The organism is Nonomuraea sp. N2-4H (genome assembly GCF_045291505.1).
In the GTDB taxonomy this organism is placed as follows: Bacteria; Actinomycetota; Actinomycetes; order Streptosporangiales; family Streptosporangiaceae; genus Nonomuraea; species Nonomuraea fastidiosa.
In genome coordinates this window covers 5820768-5837109 of sequence record NZ_CP147987.1, presented here as the reverse complement: position 1 = coordinate 5837109, position 16342 = coordinate 5820768, and the positions used below count along the sequence as shown (strand labels likewise).

Sequence of the window (16342 nt, the reverse complement as noted above, 5' to 3'; positions counted from 1 at the left end):
GGGGTCAGCTTTGTTCCCGAGACAAGGCATGGTAGACGTGATGGTGAGGTCACCTTTGTTTCGAGCCCAAGGCCCTGGTGGACGTGACGGTGGGCTCACCGTCGTTCCTAGGCGAAGCCTGATGGACGCCGCGATACGGAGCGGAAAAAAATCCTAGCCCCGCGCCTGAAGATGCTCTGCAACCTGGCGTGGAGTCACCCTAGCCGCGCCATTTCGCGTCTTTAGCGCTGTTCTCCGCCGCGGACCGCACAGCGGTCCGGATGGGGCGCTCTGTGTGGTGCACGGCGGTTCCGGAGTCCTTCAGTGCCCGATGGCCGGGAAGGTCGGCAGTACGCCCGCAGCAAGGGACCTCGCAGTGCATCGTCGCCCGGAACTGTAGCGGCGCAGCCATGCCGCCCACTGAAGAGTGGACGCAGACAAGCCGCCCGCTGAAGAGTGGGTGCAGCCATGCCGTCCGCTACAGAGTCACGACCCGTCGGTATGGTCGGCTGGCTTCGTAATTGTCCGTTTGGCCTGTAGATGTGCGGCGAGGCAAAGCGTCGGTTAGTGTGCGGCAATTCGCAACCCATGAGTCCAACCTGCTATGCAGGGCCGCTCGCGTTCTGTCACTTCGCGAGGAGGTAGGCGCACACCGGCATGCCAGATATTCACCCGCAGATCGCGATAAAGCGCCGGTGCAAAGAAGCCGACACAGGAAGAAGCCGGTACGGAAGAAGCCCGGTACAGAAGAAGCCCGGATCCGAAAAAATGGTGACGGCCATCGCGGTCCCCCGAAGACGCAGTTCGAAGGACTACAAGCGCGATGGCCGCAACAACAGTCTGCCGTGTGAACAGCCTCCGGTGAAGTCTTTCCCCGACCGGTGACTCCGACTTTCCGTTGCGGCCCCTGTGAAGGGAGGACGATGAACGCAGTGTCACCGGACGGGGTCGCCACCCGCCCGGTGACAAGGGTGCGATGGGTGCCTGGTACGCGCCTTCGTCCAGTACTAGCGCACCGGAGACCGCTGACTATGGCACGCCCACGGCAGCCGTCGCCCACGCACCCTGCGTCGTCCCCGCATGATCCCGGGCGACGCGCCTGCCCGAACCCCACTGACGAGGCGCGGGCTTCACCCGGAATCATGCGTAGGACCATGGACATGGCCCCGTGCGACTTCAAGGGGGCAAGGAGCCACGTCCAAGGCGAGTAATGGCCGGCTGACGTCCATAACGGCCTACCCGCGGGATTAGGTTCTCATGGTCATCCCTTGAAAAACTGGCGTTCGACGCTATACGCGGGATCATGCCGTTTGCGGAATCCCGCCTCCCTCGTCCGGTGGAAAATGGCTTTATAGCGGAATGCGTCTCCAGGCCCCATCCGAGATGATCACATGATCCAGAAGCCGCAGCCCGACCGTCTCCGCCGCCTCCAGGAGCCGAGCCGTGGCCTCCAGATCCTCGGGACTCGGGTCGAGCGACCCGCCCGGATGGTTGTGGGCGAGCCCGAACGCCGCGCCGCCCGCCGTCAGCACCTCCCTGATCACCTCGCGTATGGGCAGCACCGTGTGATCGCTCGCGCCCTCGGTCAGCACGGCACGCTTCAGCACCCGTCCACCGGTGTCGCACGCCACCATGACCAGCCGCTCCCGGGTACGGCCGTGGAGCAGCGGGGCACAGGCGTGGGCGAGGTCGGACGTGCTGGTGATGCGTTCGCGCTCAGGCCAGGCCTCCGCTCGGCGTACGAGATGGAAGGCCGCCGTCACCCGTGCCGCCTTGGCCTGCCCGATCCCAGGCAGCGCGAGTAACCGGTGCGGGTCCGAACGGCCCAGGCCATCGAGATCTCCACAATGCGCGATCACCTGGCTGGCCAGGTCGAGCGCGCTTGCTCCCCGGAACCCGGAACCGAGCAGCACGGCCAGCAGCTCACGGTCGGCCAGCGCAGCGGCACCGCTGGCCATGAGCCGCTCGCGCGGCCGATCACCTTTGGACAGGTCTTTGACTCGCATCGGCAACCTCCGCCCCCGTTTGTATCAACGGCCACCGACAATCTCTGACCTGCGCATTCGCCTGCAGCTTTCGCTCCGAGCGATCGGCTCCCGCATCCCGAACTTTCCGTCTTCCACGGCCTCGCGTGGGCGTATGCCGCTGGTGCCGCGGCCCCTCTGCCCCCGCTCACCCACCTGTTCGACCGCCGCATGTCTTGCTCCACCGACGAGCGCTCAGGGGTGCAACGGCAAGCCGAATCCTTCGTCTGGCGGGCGGTGGGCGTCACTCGCGGGTCACATCAGGAAGGCGATCCAGAAGCACTGGCCGGAGGAGCTCCGTAAGCCGACGCCAAGTGCTCCGAGCAGGAGTGCCGCATGCGTGTCTGAAAGCGGCACAAGGGACCCGCAGCACTGCGCTGGTCCGACCGTGAGCTGCTGACTGTGCTGCTCGGGTCCTGAACCTCTGCGCGAGGTTCCCGCTGGCGAACAACACCGCCGCGCCGACGAAGTCCTGCGGCGGCCGGTGGCGCAGGCAGACGACGGGGAACGAGGCCGGCCTGGTGTCGGCGCCGCTGCCCTCACTGAGCCGGGGCGACCGTGCGCGCGAACTCGAGTGCCCTCACCGGCACTCGCCTCGCGTGGAGGGTCACGGAACTCGGTGAGCAGCTTGCCGGAGACCAGGACGACGCCTGGCTCGCCGGTGTGCAGTTCCAGCGTGACCTCCGCCGCGACCTCGTAGTCGATGCCGGATGGCTTCGGCCGCCCCTTCTCGTTGACCTCCGGGCGCGTGCCGGCGAGGACAAGCACCGAGGCCCGCCAGGAGGCCGCGAGCCGTCCATGCCGCGAGCGGGATCGCGCGCGGCGCCGCTTACCACGGGATCGCGCGGCGCCGCGTACCACGGGATCGCGTGGCGCACCACGGGATCGCGTGGCGCACCACGGGATCGCGTGGCGCACCACGGGGTCGCGTGGCGCACCACGGGGTCGCGCGGCGCCGTTTACCAGCAGAACCGTCAGCGGCTCCGCGAGCGGGATCGCGCGCGTCCCGCCCTCAGCAAAACCGCAGCTACGCGGGCGCAGAGTTTGGTGTGGCAGCCCACCTGCCGCAGGTCGAAGGGGCCGAGCAGATTCGGCAACGAGCAAGCTCTCAGCGACGCGCTGCTCTTGGCGATGCACATGGGCTTGGCGATGCACATGGGCTTGGCGATGCACATGGGCTTGGGCGGGCGAGCCACGGGGCCCATTCCAAGGAATGTATCAAGCCGATCTTGGAGATCGTCTATCGCGCACTTGGACACGCGGGGGCCAGGTAGTGGGACGGCGACGGTCAGCGCGCCGCTGTTGATTGATGAGCTAGTCGAAAGGGTCGCGATGGTGCGGAGTCGCGGGTGGGGTGGGGTCTCGGATGGGGCGGGGTGAAGGGTTATGCGGGGCGAAAAAGGGGAGCTCCGGGCGAGAGAGAAGGTGCTCGCCCGGAGCTCGCCGACCTGGACAGGCGGGGCAATCGTGATCTAGACCGGCATGCTGTACATGACTCGGAACCGGTCGCCCGGGATGATGATGTCGCTCGTCTCCACGGGCCGATCGCCCGCCCAGTGCGTACGCTCCACATGCAGCACGTGCACGCCGGCCGCCAGGTCGAGGGCGTCGCTCTCCGCCGGGCGGGGGATGCGGGTGTGCACGCTTTCCACGATCTCCGTGATCTTTATGCCGTGCGCGTACATCTTCGTGACGAAACCACGCCTGTCCTCGTCGCTGTGGGACGCGAACTCCCGCATCTCGTACGACGTGGCGAGCTGGAGCGGCCGGCCGTCACCGCGGAAGACGTAGCGGGTTCTGGTCAGCGTGGCGTTCTCGGGCACGTGGAGCCGTCGTGCGATGTCGGGGCCCGCCTCGGCCAGTTCGCTGTGCCAGTCCCATGTCACGCGCCTGCCTTGCGACTGCAGGTCTGCGGCGAAGGGGGCGGGGTGGTCGAGGAAACGCCATCGGTGCAAGGCGATCAAGTCGGGCCGTTCCCGGACGTAATGGCCCGAACCAACGCGGCCGATGATGAGGCCCTCGCCCGCGAGCACACGTAGCGCGTGACGAGCGGCGGTCTCGCCGACCTGATACTTGCGGGTCAGCTGCGCCCGCGAAGGAATGGGCGCGCCGGGGAAGGGTGCCGTCGGTGATCTGTCGCCGGATGTCTTCGACGACACGCAGGTAGACCGGATCTGAGGTGGCCACTAGTCCATCCCTGGGGGTTCGTGTGAGGCGTTGCCCTATGTTGCCGTATTCGGCAGGTAACCGACCGTCATCGAGGGATGCTGGAGCCCCAACTTTGCGATGGCGGGAAATTATTGGAGAAACCCTGTAACGCCGGTGTAAGGGCGACCGATTCTCCGATAGAGGTCGTCGATGTGTGTACCCCCGAGCACATATCGGCGACCTCTTCCATGTCGGCCCTGCCTGACAGCCGCCTACCTTAGTGACGTACGGCCAGGTGAGGCAGCCTTTCTTTGACTAGAAGTCGATGATCTTTTGACCCTCTGGTGTGGTCCGCCTGCTCTGGCGGCCCGTCATGTCGTGCTTGTGGCGGTGTGTCCTCGCCCTGTGGTCCCTTCGGTACGGCGGGGGGTGGGCAGGGCGTCTTGGCTGGTCGGCCGATGTCACTGCTTGAGCGGTAATGTCACCGCTTGGACGGTGGTGGCCACAGAAGGTTTGCTTCGCGGGGCGCTGTGGAGGCTTCGAGCGAAGGCGGCGTATGTCCCAAGTGATCCGAATGAGGCGTACGTGCGCTTCCTCGCCGCAACGCCTCTCTGGGGACCCGATCCGGAGCGGTATGTCCCTCAAGGTGAGGTGCGTACGTCGGCCCACATGCGAACCCGCTGCCGCGGACGGACGTCGCCTGCTGGCCTCAGGTGCTGCGGGTGCCTGGGTAGCCTGCGATGAGGTGGCCAGGTCGGATGGTGGGTGCGGTGTGTAGGGCGGCGATGCTGAGTGACATGCGTCGCACCGGCCGGTCGAGCCGTCCGGCGACGTGCACTGAGGCGTACAGAAGCCCGTGAAAGCGGGCAAAAGGCGGCTCCGGGTGGGCGAAGCGGGGTGGCGACGTCCAATGGATTTCTGAATCCGGGTAGCGTTCGCACTATGGCATCGCCAACTGGAACCACCGACGCGCCCTTCGGCCGCATGCTGACCGCGATGGTCACGCCGTTCACCCCCGACGGCGAGGTCGATTACGCGGCTGTGCGACGTCTTGCCACCTATCTGGTGGACGAGCAGCGAAACGACGGTTTGATCGTCAATGGGACGACCGGTGAGTCGCCCACCACCTCTGATGAGGAGAAACAGCGCATCGTCAGCGCTGTGCTGGACGCGGTCGGGGACCGTGCGACCGTGGTCGCCGGGGCGGGGACCAACGACACCCGCCACAGCGTCGAACTCGCCAAGCAGGCGGCCCGCGCCGGAGCCCATGGCCTGCTGGTGGTGACGCCCTACTACAACAAGCCGCCGCAAGAGGGGCTGTATCGGCATTTCACCACCGTGGCCGACGCTACGGACCTGCCGGTGATGCTCTACGACATTCCGGGACGCAGTGGCGTACCGATCAAGACTGAAACCCTGCTGCGGCTGGCCCAGCACGAACGCATCGTGGCCGTGAAGGACGCCAAGGGCGACCTGTTCGCCGCCAGTCAGGTGATGACCGCGACCGACCTCGCGTTCTACTCCGGTGACGACCTGCTCAACCTGGCCTGGCTCTCGCTCGGCGCGGCCGGCTTCGTCAGCGTCGTCGGGCACGTGGTCGGGGCCGAGCTGGCGCGCATGATCGAGCTGCACAAGAGCGGCGAAGTCGCGCAGGCCCTGGCCGTGCACACCCAGCTGGCTCCGGTCGTGGACGGGATCATGCTGCGCGCGGGCGGCGCGATCATGGCAAAGGCGGCGCTGAGCCTGGTGGGCATGCCGGTCGGTCCGGTACGCCTGCCGCTCGTGGACGCCACGGAACAGCAAATCGCCGAGCTGCGTGCTTGCCTGGTGGCCGGCGGGGTGAAGTTGACAGACACATAGGAACGGGGAGGAACCGGGAGTTTTGAGAACAAGATCTGACCATGGGGGCCGGGCATGAGCCATCCGCATCCTGAGCTTGGCCCCCCGCCGGCGCTGCCCGAAGGCGGCCTGCGCATCGTCGCGCTCGGCGGGTTGGGGGAGATCGGCAGGAACATGGCCGTCTTCGAGTTCGACGGCCGCCTGCTGATCGTCGACTGCGGGGTGTTGTTCCCCGAGCCCGACCAGCCGGGTGTCGACCTCATCCTGCCCGACTTCGAGTACATCAGGGACCGGCTCGACGACGTCGAGGCCGTGGTGCTGACGCACGCCCACGAGGACCACATCGGGGCGGTGCCGTACCTGCTGCGCGAGCGGCGCGACATTCCGCTCGTCGGGTCCAAGCTCACGCTCGCGCTCATCGAGGCCAAGCTGACCGAGCACCGCATCCAGCCGGTCAAACGCGAGGTCGTCGAGGGCGAGCGGCACGTTTTCGGGCCCTTCGACTGCGAGTTCCTCGCGGTCAACCACTCCATCCCCGACGCCTTGGCCGTCGCCATCAGGACTCCCGCCGGCATCGTGCTGCACACCGGTGACTTCCGCATGGACCAGTTGCCGAGCGACGGCCGCCTCACCGACCTCGGCGGCTTCGCCAGGCTCGGCTCCGAGGGCGTCGACCTGCTGATGTCCGACTCCACGAACGCCGAGGTGCCCGGGTTCGTCACCAGCGAGCGGGAGATCGCGCCGGTCATCGACGAGGTGATCCGCACCTCCGAGCAGCGGGTGATCGTGGCCAGCTTCGCCTCCCACGTGCACCGCATCCAGCAGGTCATGGACGCCGCCGCCAAGCACGGCCGCAAGGTGGCGCTCGTCGGACGCTCGATGGTGCGCAACATGGGCGTGGCCCGCGACCTCGGATACCTCAAGGTGCCGCCGGAGCTGATCGTCGACTCCCGCGACATCGAGGACTGGCCGCCCCAGGACGTGGTGCTGATCTGCACCGGCTCTCAGGGCGAGCCCATGGCGGCGCTGTCGAGGATGGCCAACCGTGATCACCCGATCCGCATCGCGGAGGGTGACACCGTGCTGCTGGCCTCGTCGCTGGTGCCCGGCAACGAGACCGCGGTCAACAAGGTCATCAACGGCCTGACCAGGTGGGGAGCCCGCGTCGTGCACAAGGGCAACGCCAAGGTGCACGTCTCCGGTCACGCGGCCGCGGGTGAGCTGCTGTACGTGCTCAACCTGACGCGCCCCTCCAACTTCATGCCCGTGCACGGCGAGTGGCGTCACCTGCGGGCGCACGCCAAACTCGCGGCGCTGACCGGCGTGCCCGAGGACCACATCGTGATAGCCGAAGACGGCGTGGTCGTGGACCTGGTCGACGGGCGCGCACGGATCGTGGGCGCCGTCCACGCCGGATATGTCTACGTCGACGGCTCCTCCGTGGGTGAGATCACCGACACGTCCCTGAAGGACCGCAAGATCCTCGGTGACGAGGGCTTCATCTCCGTGGTGGTCGTGGTCGACTCCAACACCGGCAAGCTCACCGCTGGGCCGGAGATCCACGCGCGCGGCTCGGGCATCGATCCGGCGCAGTTCGACGAGTTCATCCCGCAGATCCAGCGGGCCCTCGAGGAGAAGGCCGCGGACGGCGTGGTCGACATGCAGGAGATCCGCCGGGTTGTGCGCCGTACGGTGGGCCGCTGGGTGAGCGACACCTACCGCCGCCGGCCGATGATCATCCCGGTGGTGCTCGAGGTGTGAGCGGCATCCGGACGGTACGGCAGGTCTCCACACCTGCCGTACCCGCCCGGCGGCTCGCAGGAGCGCGCGCAGCAGGCGACTCGGATGTGGCATGTCAGACATCCCTTCGGCGTAGCAGTGCGGTGGCAGCGATCAAAGGGACGATCGCGTACGCGATCAGCACGGTGGCGGCCGCCGGCGGGGACAGCAGGGAGCCGTAGACCGAGGACGCATTGGTCTCGCCTACGAGCTGGCGGGGAAGCGCCCCGATCATGAACGACCCGAGGGTCTCGCTCCAGGGCTCAGGAACGTTCCCGACGATGATCGGGACCACGTAGACGAGCCCCACGATCACGGCGATCGCGGCCGCCGGTGAACGCAGCATCGCCCCCAACCCCAGACCGAGCAGCGCGAACACGGGCACCGTCAAAGTGAGGGCCAACAGGAGCGGCAGCCGGTCGCCGAAGGCCGTCGCGTAGGCGCCGGAGAACCGGTCACCGATCGCGCTCTTGGCAGCCGCGTACGTGCCGAAGACCACGACGGCGCCGACTCCCAGGGACAGGATGGTGACGGTCAGCGCCTTGGCGGCCAGTAAAGGCCAGCGGCGGGGCACGATCGCCAGACTCGTCCTGATCAAGCCCGTCGTGTACTCGGACGTTATGGCCAGGACGCCGAGCACCCCCATCGCCAGCTGGGGGACGATCACGAACGCCTCTTCCAGGTTCGCGATCCTGGCGACGGCCTGCCGCTCGGGTGGAGCCGTGTCGTACGTGCCCGCCGCCGTGGCGGCGAGCACGAATCCCGCGAGGATCGTGCTGAGGGCCAGGCCGACGATCAGGTAGGTCGAGCGGACCGAACGCAGCTTCACGTATTCAGAGGTCAGGACGCTCATCTTGGTATGCGCTTTCTGGTCAGGAAGGCGGGGCGGCTGCGTGCCGGCGGAGTGCCGATGAGGGACGCATGCGGGGCGATTGAGGGTCGTCGGGTTGTTGGTCGGTGGCGTGCTGGTCGGGATGCTGGGCTGGTCATGGGCTGGGGAGCGTGTCAGCGGGTGGCTGGTCGCGATGGGGTGACTGGTCACGGGCCGGGTAGTGCGCCGACGGGTGGCCGGTTGCGATGCGTGCGGGCCGGTCAGAGCCAGGGGCATGTGACGGTGGAGCGCTGATCGTGATGATGGGCTGGTCACGACCAGGGAGCGTCGGCGGTATCTCTCAGATGCGTGTGCGTCGGTAAGGGATCGGGTTTGTGTGACGGTGGAGCGCCTGTCGCGATGCGTGCGGGCCGATCAGAGGCTGGGTTGCGTGTCGGCGGAAGGCCGACCGTGATGTGTGTTGGCTGGTAACGGGTGGGGCGTGCATCAGTGGTGCGTCGGTCGCAATCGTGCGGGGGTTGGTCAGGGGATGACATGTGCGGCAGCAAAGGCTGGCCGCGACGTTGTACTCGCTCTCGGCAGGGACGCGATCGTGCGTCGCCCCGTCTGAGCGCGAGGGATCCGACCGCGAGGGCGACGATCGGCACGCGAGGGGCACAGCCGGTGCGACCTTGGGCGGCAATGAGCGGCAGGTCCAGCGTTGCCCGGGGCGGTGACGAGCGGCAGGGCCAGCGTTGCCCGGGGTGGTGACGAGCGGCAGGGCCAGCGTTGCCCGGGGTGGTGACGAGCGGCAGGGCCAGCGTTGCCCGGGGTGGTGACGAGCGGCAGGGCCAGTGCGGCCCGCGGTGCTGGCGAACGGCAGGTCCAGCGGTGCCCAGGGCGGTAAGGAGTCGCCGCCCACCTATGAGGACCGGTGTCATCGGGCGGCTCCGTAGCGAACGTCGCCGGCGGTCAGGGCGAGGTAGGCGTCTTCGAGCGAGGAGTAGCGGGCCGTCAGCTCGGCGACGGTGGTCTGCGTGATGAGTCGGCCACCGCCGAGGATGACGATGTGCTCGGCGGTGAGGGCCATCTCGCTCATGAGGTGGCTGGAGAGCAGGATCGTGCGGCCCTCGGCGGCCAGGCCGCGCATGAGGTCGCGGATCCAGCGCACGCCGTCGGGGTCGAGACCGTTGACCGGCTCGTCGAAGATCAGCACACCGGGGTCGCCCAGCAGCGCGGACGCGATGCCGAGCCGCTGTTTCATGCCCAACGAGAAGCCGCCCACGCGTTTGCGCGCCACGCTCGCCAGGCCGACCTGCTCGAGCACGTCGGAGACGCGCTTGGGGCCGATGCCGTTGGTGAGAGCCAGGCTCAGCAGGTGGTCGTAGGCGCTGCGGCCCCCATGGACCGCGCTCGCGTCAAGGAGCGCGCCGACCTCGTGCATCGGCCTGCGCAGCGACGTATAAGGGCGGCCGTTGACCAGGGCCCGGCCCGAGGTCGGCGCGTCGAGGCCGAGGATCAGGCGCATCGTGGTGGATTTGCCTGCGCCATTGGGCCCGAGGAAGCCGGTGACATGACCGGGGTCGACCGTGAAGGACAGGTCGTCGACGGCGAGGGTGGCGCCGTAGCGCTTCGTCAGGTGCTGGACTTCGATCACGCCGAAAAGAATGCTGGGCGGCGGCGTGCCGGCGCGTCGGACCACGGTCCGAACTTCAACGTCAGACCCTGGGTTGACGTGCCGCGCCGCCGCAGCGGCTACGGTTCAACGCGTGAACGACACGCATCCCTTCTTCGCCAGGCGGCTGAGCCTGCGCCAGCTGGTCGCGCTCGATCTAGTGGCGGGGCTGTGCCTGGCGTTCCTGTTGTTCACGGTCATGGCCAACGTCGTGACGATGCCGCCGTGGATGCGCGTGGCGCTCCCGCTGGCGCTGGGCCTGCCGCTCACCCTGCGCAGGGTGTGGCCCATGCCCGTCTTCTGCTTCACGCTGGTGCTCGCCCTCTACACCGCGCTGGCGGGTGCGGTGGGGCACGCCTATCTGGCGCCCGCGTACGCGTTGTACATCGTCGCCCTGTCCGACAGGCTCGGTGCCGCGGTGCCGACGTCGGCCATCGCGGCGGTGAGCCTGGTCACCGTCCTGGGGCTGACGGTGGCGGGCACGTCGCAGACGGGCGCCCCCGGCTGGGTGGCACACCTCGACCAGCCGCTATGGGGCATCGGAGCGCTGGGCGGGGCGTGGACGATCGGCAGAGCCGTGCAAGAGCGCAGATCTTACGCGGCGCGTGAGGCCGGGAGACTGGCCGCGCAGGCCGTCACCGAGGAGAGGTTACGACTGGCTCGCGAGCTGCACGACGTGGTCACGCACAACGTGGGGCTGATCGCCATCAAGGCGGGGGTCGCCAATCACGTCCTGGCGTCCAGGCCGCAAGAGGCTCACGAAGCCCTGCGCGTGATCGAGACGGCCAGCCGGAGCGCGCTTGTAGAGATGCGTCACCTGCTCGGCGTGCTGCGGTCGTCGGAGGCGCCCGAGCGCGCGCCGGCACCCGGACCGGAAGGCATCGAGGGGCTGGTGGAGCAAGCGCGGCTGGCGGGGGTGGAGGCGGAGCTCGACCTTCGCTTCATGCCGGATACTGCGCCCGGCGGCTCGGCGGCGAGCAGTGCCGGGGATTGGGCGCGGCTGCCGGAGGGCGTTGGGCTGTCGGTCTACCGCATCGTGCAGGAGGCACTTACGAACGTGGCCAAGCACGCCGCACCCGCTCGGTGCCGCGTGTCCGTGACGGTGGATGAGAAGGAGGTACGGATCGAGGTACTCGACGACGGCCCGGGGAGACGGGCTTCGCCTCCCGCAGAGGGTTCCGGGCATGGCCTGATCGGCATGCGGGAGCGGGTCATGATGTACGGCGGCACGTTCGAGGCCGGAAACCGTCCTGACCGGGGTTTTCGGGTTTTCGCAACATTGCCCTATGAGGAGGTTTCTTGATTCGCGTGGTCGTCGCCGATGATCAGGCTCTGATCAGGGGGAGTTTCACGGTACTGGTCGACGCAGAGCCAGATCTGGAGGTGGTGGGCGAGGCGTCGAACGGGGCGGAGGCCGTTGAGGTCGCTTTGGCGCAGCGACCGGATGTGGTGCTTATGGACGTACGAATGCCGGAAATGGATGGCATTGAGGCTACGCGTCGGATCAAAGACGTTTCTCGGGTGCTCGTCGTGACGATGTTCGACCTCGATGCATATGTGTATGACGCGCTCCGTGCCGGTGCCAGCGGATTTCTGCTTAAGGACACGCCGCCTGCGGACCTTCTCGAGGCCGTACGCGTGATCGCGCGCGGGGACGCACTGCTGGCGCCTGCGGTGACGCGCCGGCTGATCGAAGAGTTCACTCGTACGCCGGTTATGCCAAGGGTGAAAGGGCTGAATGGTGTGACCGAGCGGGAGAAGGAAGTGTTAGTGTTGATTGCGAGAGGCCTGTCAAATAACGAGATCGCGGCTCACCTGCACGTGAGTTTGGCGACGGTGAAGACGCATATCACCCGGCTGCTGGCCAAGTTGGAAGCGCGGGATAGAGCGCAGCTCGTCATCACAGCGTATGAGAGTGGGTTGGTTACGGCTGCCCGGTAATATGGTGCGGCGCAGCTCGCGGCGGCCGGACGCACCGGCCCTGGCTCACCGCTACGAGCGCGGAGGGTTCCTGGCGGTCGCTGTTATGGGGATCGTTGGTCTTCATCGCCCGAGTCTCTTAGTTTGATGCGTTCAGGATGTTTTCGTTTGCCAAGCCAAGTGTGCGCCGCCAAATGGGCCTTGGCCTTTGCTGACTGCGTTGAGCAACCAGCGGGCTGATTTCTCTGCTTGTGTGATCAAATCAGTCGGGTAATTGAGAAGCAGTTGATGCTCGGCGAACTCGTCTTCGTCGTCGAGAATGATGCGCCCGTCTCGCATCTTGATGACGTCCAGGTCGAGGTCGAGCATGGTGACCTCGTCGTCCCGCCACTCGGGGACTGTTGTGACGTCGACGTAGAGCTCGCTTCTTTGGGGCGGCACGTGGAAGGAAGCGGTCCACCAGGCGTTTCGGGGGAACAGCATGGTCACCGGAGTCTTCCAGCAGACAGGCGGGTCATCGCCCTTTCTGGCTAACGTCCCGTCTGGGACCTTCACCCAGACGCCGTGCTCGTCTTCACCGAGCAGGCGGCCGGGGTGGTTCCAGTGCAGTGCGCCGCCGTACTTTCGGTAGACGATTCGCACATCGTTCATGAAGTGATACGTATCCGGAGCCGGCGTGGCTCACACGGAACTCAGGGCGGAGGCCGTCGCATTCGTACGCGAGTGATAGTCGTACTCGTGCGCTGAGCGGAATCGACGCGGTGGCGGCGCTCATGTCGGCTCATCGACCTTGATCGGGGTTGAGATGTCCACCTCGTTGGCTTGCGGGCCACCCCTTGCCTGCGATGCAGCAGATTGAATGAGGATGTGATTATGCAGCTCCCAGACCGACTTCGCCGGTTGATCGGTCAGGACGCCTCCTGGTCGACCGACCACGAAGGAGCCAGTGGTACGGCCCTGAGGGTCGTGTCAGGTTCGAAGGTGTTCTACGTCAAGCACGGCCCCCTCGCCAGCGCCGAGCACTTGCGACTGCGCTGGCTTCATGGACGCGTTCCCGTCCCTGAGGTGGTCGCCTTTGAAGACGACGTCCTCGTCATCGCCGACGTGGGCGCTCCGTCTTCAGAAGCCGCCGCTCCCGCCGACATAGGCGCCGTGCTGGGCCGGACGCTACGCATGCTGCACGAGTTACCTGTCACCGAGTGTCCCTTCGATGGCGGACTGCCAGCGGTTCTCGAACGTGCCCGCGCCAATATCCGTGACGGCCTCGTGGACCCGGACGACTTCGACGCCGACCATATCGGGCTGACTCCTGAGATGGTCTACGAACGACTGCTGGCCACGCGCCCGCACGTCGCGGATCTCGTCGTCGCACACGGGGACTACACCCCGTCCAACGTGCTGGTGCCCGCCTCAGGAGAGCCCGTGGTCATCGATGTCCCGGCACTGGGCGTGGCCGACCGGTACCGCGACCTCGCCATCGTCCACAGGGACTTGTCCGAGGACCACGGCCCGACAGCCTGGGAGGAGTTTCTTTCTGCCTACGCCCTTGTCGATCACATCGACGAAGAACGGATGTACTACTACCGGCTCCTGGACGAGCTTCTCTGACTCAAGGCGGTGATCGAACCTCGGATCGGTGATGCAACGACCGAATGTCTCGCGAATCGATGAGATTGCCACAGCTTTTGCGAGATGGGGCATGAGGCACCACCGGGGATGTTCGCGCGGGGGTGGGGTGAGGCTGCCGGTTGAGGGGGCGTGCGGTTCTGGTGATCTCTTCTGGTGCTCAGGTGGAAGATGTGCCAACTGAAGAGACGCGAGCATGGTCACGCTACGACCGGCCTGCTGGGCTGGAGGGCCTGGCTGTCGTCGGCGCTGCATAGGAGAGCCGGGCTGCGTCCACGGGAGTGGTGTACCAGTTTGACTTGATCAACTGGAGTGGCGTCGGGTTGGACGTTTGCTGGCAGTTTGCGGGCTGCGAGCGCGTGCCGCGTGGGACGGGCGCAGGGGCTGTGGGATGGAGAGAGAGGCGGGGTGCGCCAGTTCGCGGAGGCGGCGTGCGGTCTCGGGGGCCTTGATGTGGGGTTTGGCGTGGGTGGGATGGTTGCTGGGCGCATCAGGGCAGGCGCGGTTGCTTGAGGTTGCGTGATTGCGGTTCGGGTGTGGTGTGTGGGTTTGACGGTGGCGTCTTGCGGCTCGGGTGTGGTGTGTGGGTTCGACAGTTGTGTCTTACGCCTTGGGTGTGGTGTACGGGTTTGGCCTGGTCGCTGGTATGGCGCCGCAAATGGTGACGGCCATCTCGTGATCCTTCGAAGGCGCAAGTCAAGACCGAAGGAGACCACGTGATGGCCGCGAACAACAGTGTGGTGTCAGAAGGGGGAGTCGGCGTAGCAAATCCCGACCGGGGACCCCGACTTGTTGCGTTCCATGGTGAAGATCATGGCCGAAGCGTTGCTGTTGGCCGAAGCCGGTGACCAGAGCCGGGAGACGGAGGGGTGCGTTATGTCGGGAGGCGCGCTTGCCGCGACCGCAGGCCCGCCGGGTGGGGAGGGCACGTCGGGGTGGGGCGCGTGAGGGCCTTTGGCGGTGGGCAGAGCGGGGCGCGCCAACTCGCGGGGTGCAGTCGTGCGCGGTCGGTCCGTGAAGCGTGAATCAGGGGTCCAACGTCTGGGAGCGCACGGTTTCCGAACCGCGGTTCGCGGTTTCCGGGCTGCCCGTACGCTTTCGGGCTGCCCGTACGCGTCTGCCGGGCTGCCCGTATGCTGCCGGGGCGCCCGCACGCTTACCGGGCTGCCCGCACGGGTCACGTCCACGGACGTGGTGTAAGAACCGATCTTCGCGTGATCCTGTTTCTGCAGGTTAAGCGGTAAGTGTCTGTGGGAGTGGGTTCTGGGCGGGTGTGTCGTCGGCAACGACGCGGATGCGGGCTTTGGCGAGGATGTCCAGGCCCATGTAGCGGCGGGCTTCGACCCATTCGTCGGTCTGCTCGGCCAGTACGGCGCCGATGAGGCGGATGATCGCCGTGCGGTCGGGGAAGATGCCGACCACGTCGGTGCGGCGGCGGATCTCTTTGTTCAGCCGTTCCTGCGGGTTGTTCGACCAGATCTGCGGCCAGATCTCGCGGGGGAAGGCGGCGAAGGCCAGCAGATCGTCCCGGGCGGCGTCCAGGTGCTCGGCGGCGGTCGGATGCTTGGCTTCCAGCGTTTGCACGACCCAGGCGTGCTGGGCGCGCACCGAGGCGGCGTCCGGCTGGTCGAAGATGGTGCGCACCAGCGTGGCCACGAACGGCTGCGCGGATTTGTTCACGCAGGTGAGCAGGTTGCGCAGGTAGTGGGTGCGGCAGCGCTGCCAGGACGCCCCGGCCAACGTGGCGCCGATCGCGGCCACCAGCCCGGCGTGGCAGTCGGAGGTCACCAGCTGCACTCCGGACAGGCCGCGGGCGACCAGGCCGCGCAGGAAGGCCGGCCAGCCCGCGCCGTCTTCAGCTGAAGTGACGTCCAGGCTGAGGATCTCGCGCCGTCCGTCGGCGTTCACCCCGGTGGCGACCAGGACGTGGACGTTGACGATCCGCCCGCCCTCGCGCACCTTCTGCGTCAATGCGTCCAGCCAGACGAACGTGTACGGCCCGGCATCCAGTGCGCGGGTGCGGAAGGCGTCGACCTGCTCATCGAGCGTCTTGGCCATTTGCGAGACCTGGCTTTTGGAGATGTGCGTGATGCCGAGCTGCTCGATCAGCTTGTCGACCCGCCTTGTTGAGACGCCGAGCAGGTAGCTGGTGGCCACGACGCTGATCAGTGCTTGCTCGGCACGCCGCCTGCGTTCCAGCAGCCAGTCCGGAAAGTACGAGCCCGACCGCAGTTTGGGGATGGCCAGCTCGATCGTGCCGGCCCGGGTGTCCCACTCACGCGCCCGGTAGCCGTTGCGCCGGTTGGTCCGCTCGGTACTGCGCCGGCCGTCAGCCGGCTCCGCACAGGGTGTCGGCCTCGGCCGACATCAACGCCTCGGCCATGGTCTCCCGCCATGGATCGCAACATGTCGGGGTCGCCGGACTGGATCTGCTGCGCCAGCCACTGCTCGGGCGTCACACTGTTGTCCGCGGCCATCACGTGTCCTCCTTCGATCTTGGACTAGCTACTCGAAGGATCACGCGATGGCCGTCACCATTTC

The 16342-nt window shown here is 67.0% G+C and carries 9 protein-coding genes and 2 pseudogenes; 5 read left to right on the top strand and 6 right to left on the bottom strand.

Features of this window, described 5'->3' with window-relative positions:
* Positions 1 to 1328 precede the first annotated feature (1328 nt).
* On the bottom strand, positions 1329 to 1985 hold the full coding sequence (locus WBK31_RS26645) for a RadC family protein (protein ID WP_406673361.1): 657 nt from the start codon (positions 1983 to 1985) through the stop codon (positions 1329 to 1331).
* Positions 1986 to 3475: 1490 nt separating this feature from the next.
* Positions 3476 to 3958, bottom strand: coding sequence for a GntR family transcriptional regulator (locus tag WBK31_RS26640; RefSeq protein ID WP_406673360.1), 483 nt, complete (start codon positions 3956 to 3958; stop codon positions 3476 to 3478).
* A 1135-nt stretch (positions 3959 to 5093) separates the two neighbouring features.
* Between WBK31_RS26640 and dapA the strand changes: the two genes are divergently transcribed.
* Positions 5094 to 6011, top strand: a complete 918-nt coding sequence (dapA, locus tag WBK31_RS26635; protein WP_406673359.1) for a 4-hydroxy-tetrahydrodipicolinate synthase — start codon at positions 5094 to 5096, stop codon at positions 6009 to 6011.
* A 54-nt stretch (positions 6012 to 6065) separates the two neighbouring features.
* Positions 6066 to 7751 carry a ribonuclease J gene (locus tag WBK31_RS26630; protein ID WP_364070898.1) on the top strand — a complete coding sequence of 562 codons (1686 nt, stop codon included), beginning with the start codon at positions 6066 to 6068 and terminating at the stop codon, positions 7749 to 7751.
* A 94-nt stretch (positions 7752 to 7845) separates the two neighbouring features.
* Here the strand turns inward: WBK31_RS26630 and WBK31_RS26625 are convergent, their stop codons facing one another.
* Both WBK31_RS26625 and WBK31_RS26620 read right to left on the bottom strand, forming a co-directional pair.
* Entirely contained in the window at positions 7846 to 8622 is a 777-nt protein-coding gene (locus WBK31_RS26625; protein ID WP_406673358.1) for an ABC transporter permease subunit, read from the bottom strand.
* A 967-nt stretch (positions 8623 to 9589) separates the two neighbouring features.
* Positions 9590 to 10237 (bottom strand): annotated as a pseudogene (locus WBK31_RS26620) (ABC transporter ATP-binding protein); the annotation flags it as partial.
* 112 nt (positions 10238 to 10349) lie between these two features.
* On the opposite strand from WBK31_RS26620, the gene WBK31_RS26615 reads away from it, so the two are divergent.
* Together WBK31_RS26615 and WBK31_RS26610 are read left to right on the top strand one after the other, a co-directional pair.
* Positions 10350 to 11558, top strand: a complete 1209-nt coding sequence (locus WBK31_RS26615) for a sensor histidine kinase (RefSeq protein ID WP_364070903.1) — start codon at positions 10350 to 10352, stop codon at positions 11556 to 11558.
* The gene (locus tag WBK31_RS26610; RefSeq protein WP_364070904.1) at positions 11555 to 12196 is read left to right on the top strand and encodes a response regulator transcription factor; all 642 of its coding nucleotides are present in this window, start codon (positions 11555 to 11557) and stop codon (positions 12194 to 12196) included. The genes WBK31_RS26615 and WBK31_RS26610 overlap by 4 nt, the downstream gene beginning before the upstream one ends.
* A 132-nt stretch (positions 12197 to 12328) precedes the next feature.
* Here the strand turns inward: WBK31_RS26610 and WBK31_RS26605 are convergent, their stop codons facing one another.
* On the bottom strand, positions 12329 to 12826 hold the full coding sequence (locus WBK31_RS26605) for a DUF402 domain-containing protein (protein WP_364070907.1): 498 nt from the start codon (positions 12824 to 12826) through the stop codon (positions 12329 to 12331).
* 222 nt (positions 12827 to 13048) lie between these two features.
* On the opposite strand from WBK31_RS26605, the gene WBK31_RS26600 reads away from it, so the two are divergent.
* Positions 13049 to 13783 carry an aminoglycoside 3'-phosphotransferase gene (locus tag WBK31_RS26600; protein ID WP_406673357.1) on the top strand — a complete coding sequence of 245 codons (735 nt, stop codon included), beginning with the start codon at positions 13049 to 13051 and terminating at the stop codon, positions 13781 to 13783.
* A 1251-nt stretch (positions 13784 to 15034) separates the two neighbouring features.
* Here WBK31_RS26600 and WBK31_RS26595 read toward each other — a convergent pair.
* Positions 15035 to 16278 (bottom strand): annotated as a pseudogene (locus WBK31_RS26595) (IS256 family transposase).
* Positions 16279 to 16342 lie beyond the last annotated feature (64 nt).

What these genes read in the sequence shown, in the direction of transcription:
- WBK31_RS26600 (WP_406673357.1), top strand. Translation starts at nt 13,049, where the DNA reads ATGCAGCTCCCAGACCGACTTCGCCGGTTGATCGGTCAGGACGCCTCC.
- dapA (WP_406673359.1), top strand. Translation starts at nt 5,094, where the DNA reads ATGGCATCGCCAACTGGAACCACCGACGCGCCCTTCGGCCGCATGCTG.
- WBK31_RS26605 (WP_364070907.1), bottom strand. Translation starts at nt 12,826, where the DNA reads ATGAACGATGTGCGAATCGTCTACCGAAAGTACGGCGGCGCACTGCAC.
- WBK31_RS26625 (WP_406673358.1), bottom strand. Translation starts at nt 8,622, where the DNA reads ATGAGCGTCCTGACCTCTGAATACGTGAAGCTGCGTTCGGTCCGCTCG.
- WBK31_RS26645 (WP_406673361.1), bottom strand. Translation starts at nt 1,985, where the DNA reads ATGCGAGTCAAAGACCTGTCCAAAGGTGATCGGCCGCGCGAGCGGCTC.
- WBK31_RS26630 (WP_364070898.1), top strand. Translation starts at nt 6,066, where the DNA reads ATGAGCCATCCGCATCCTGAGCTTGGCCCCCCGCCGGCGCTGCCCGAA.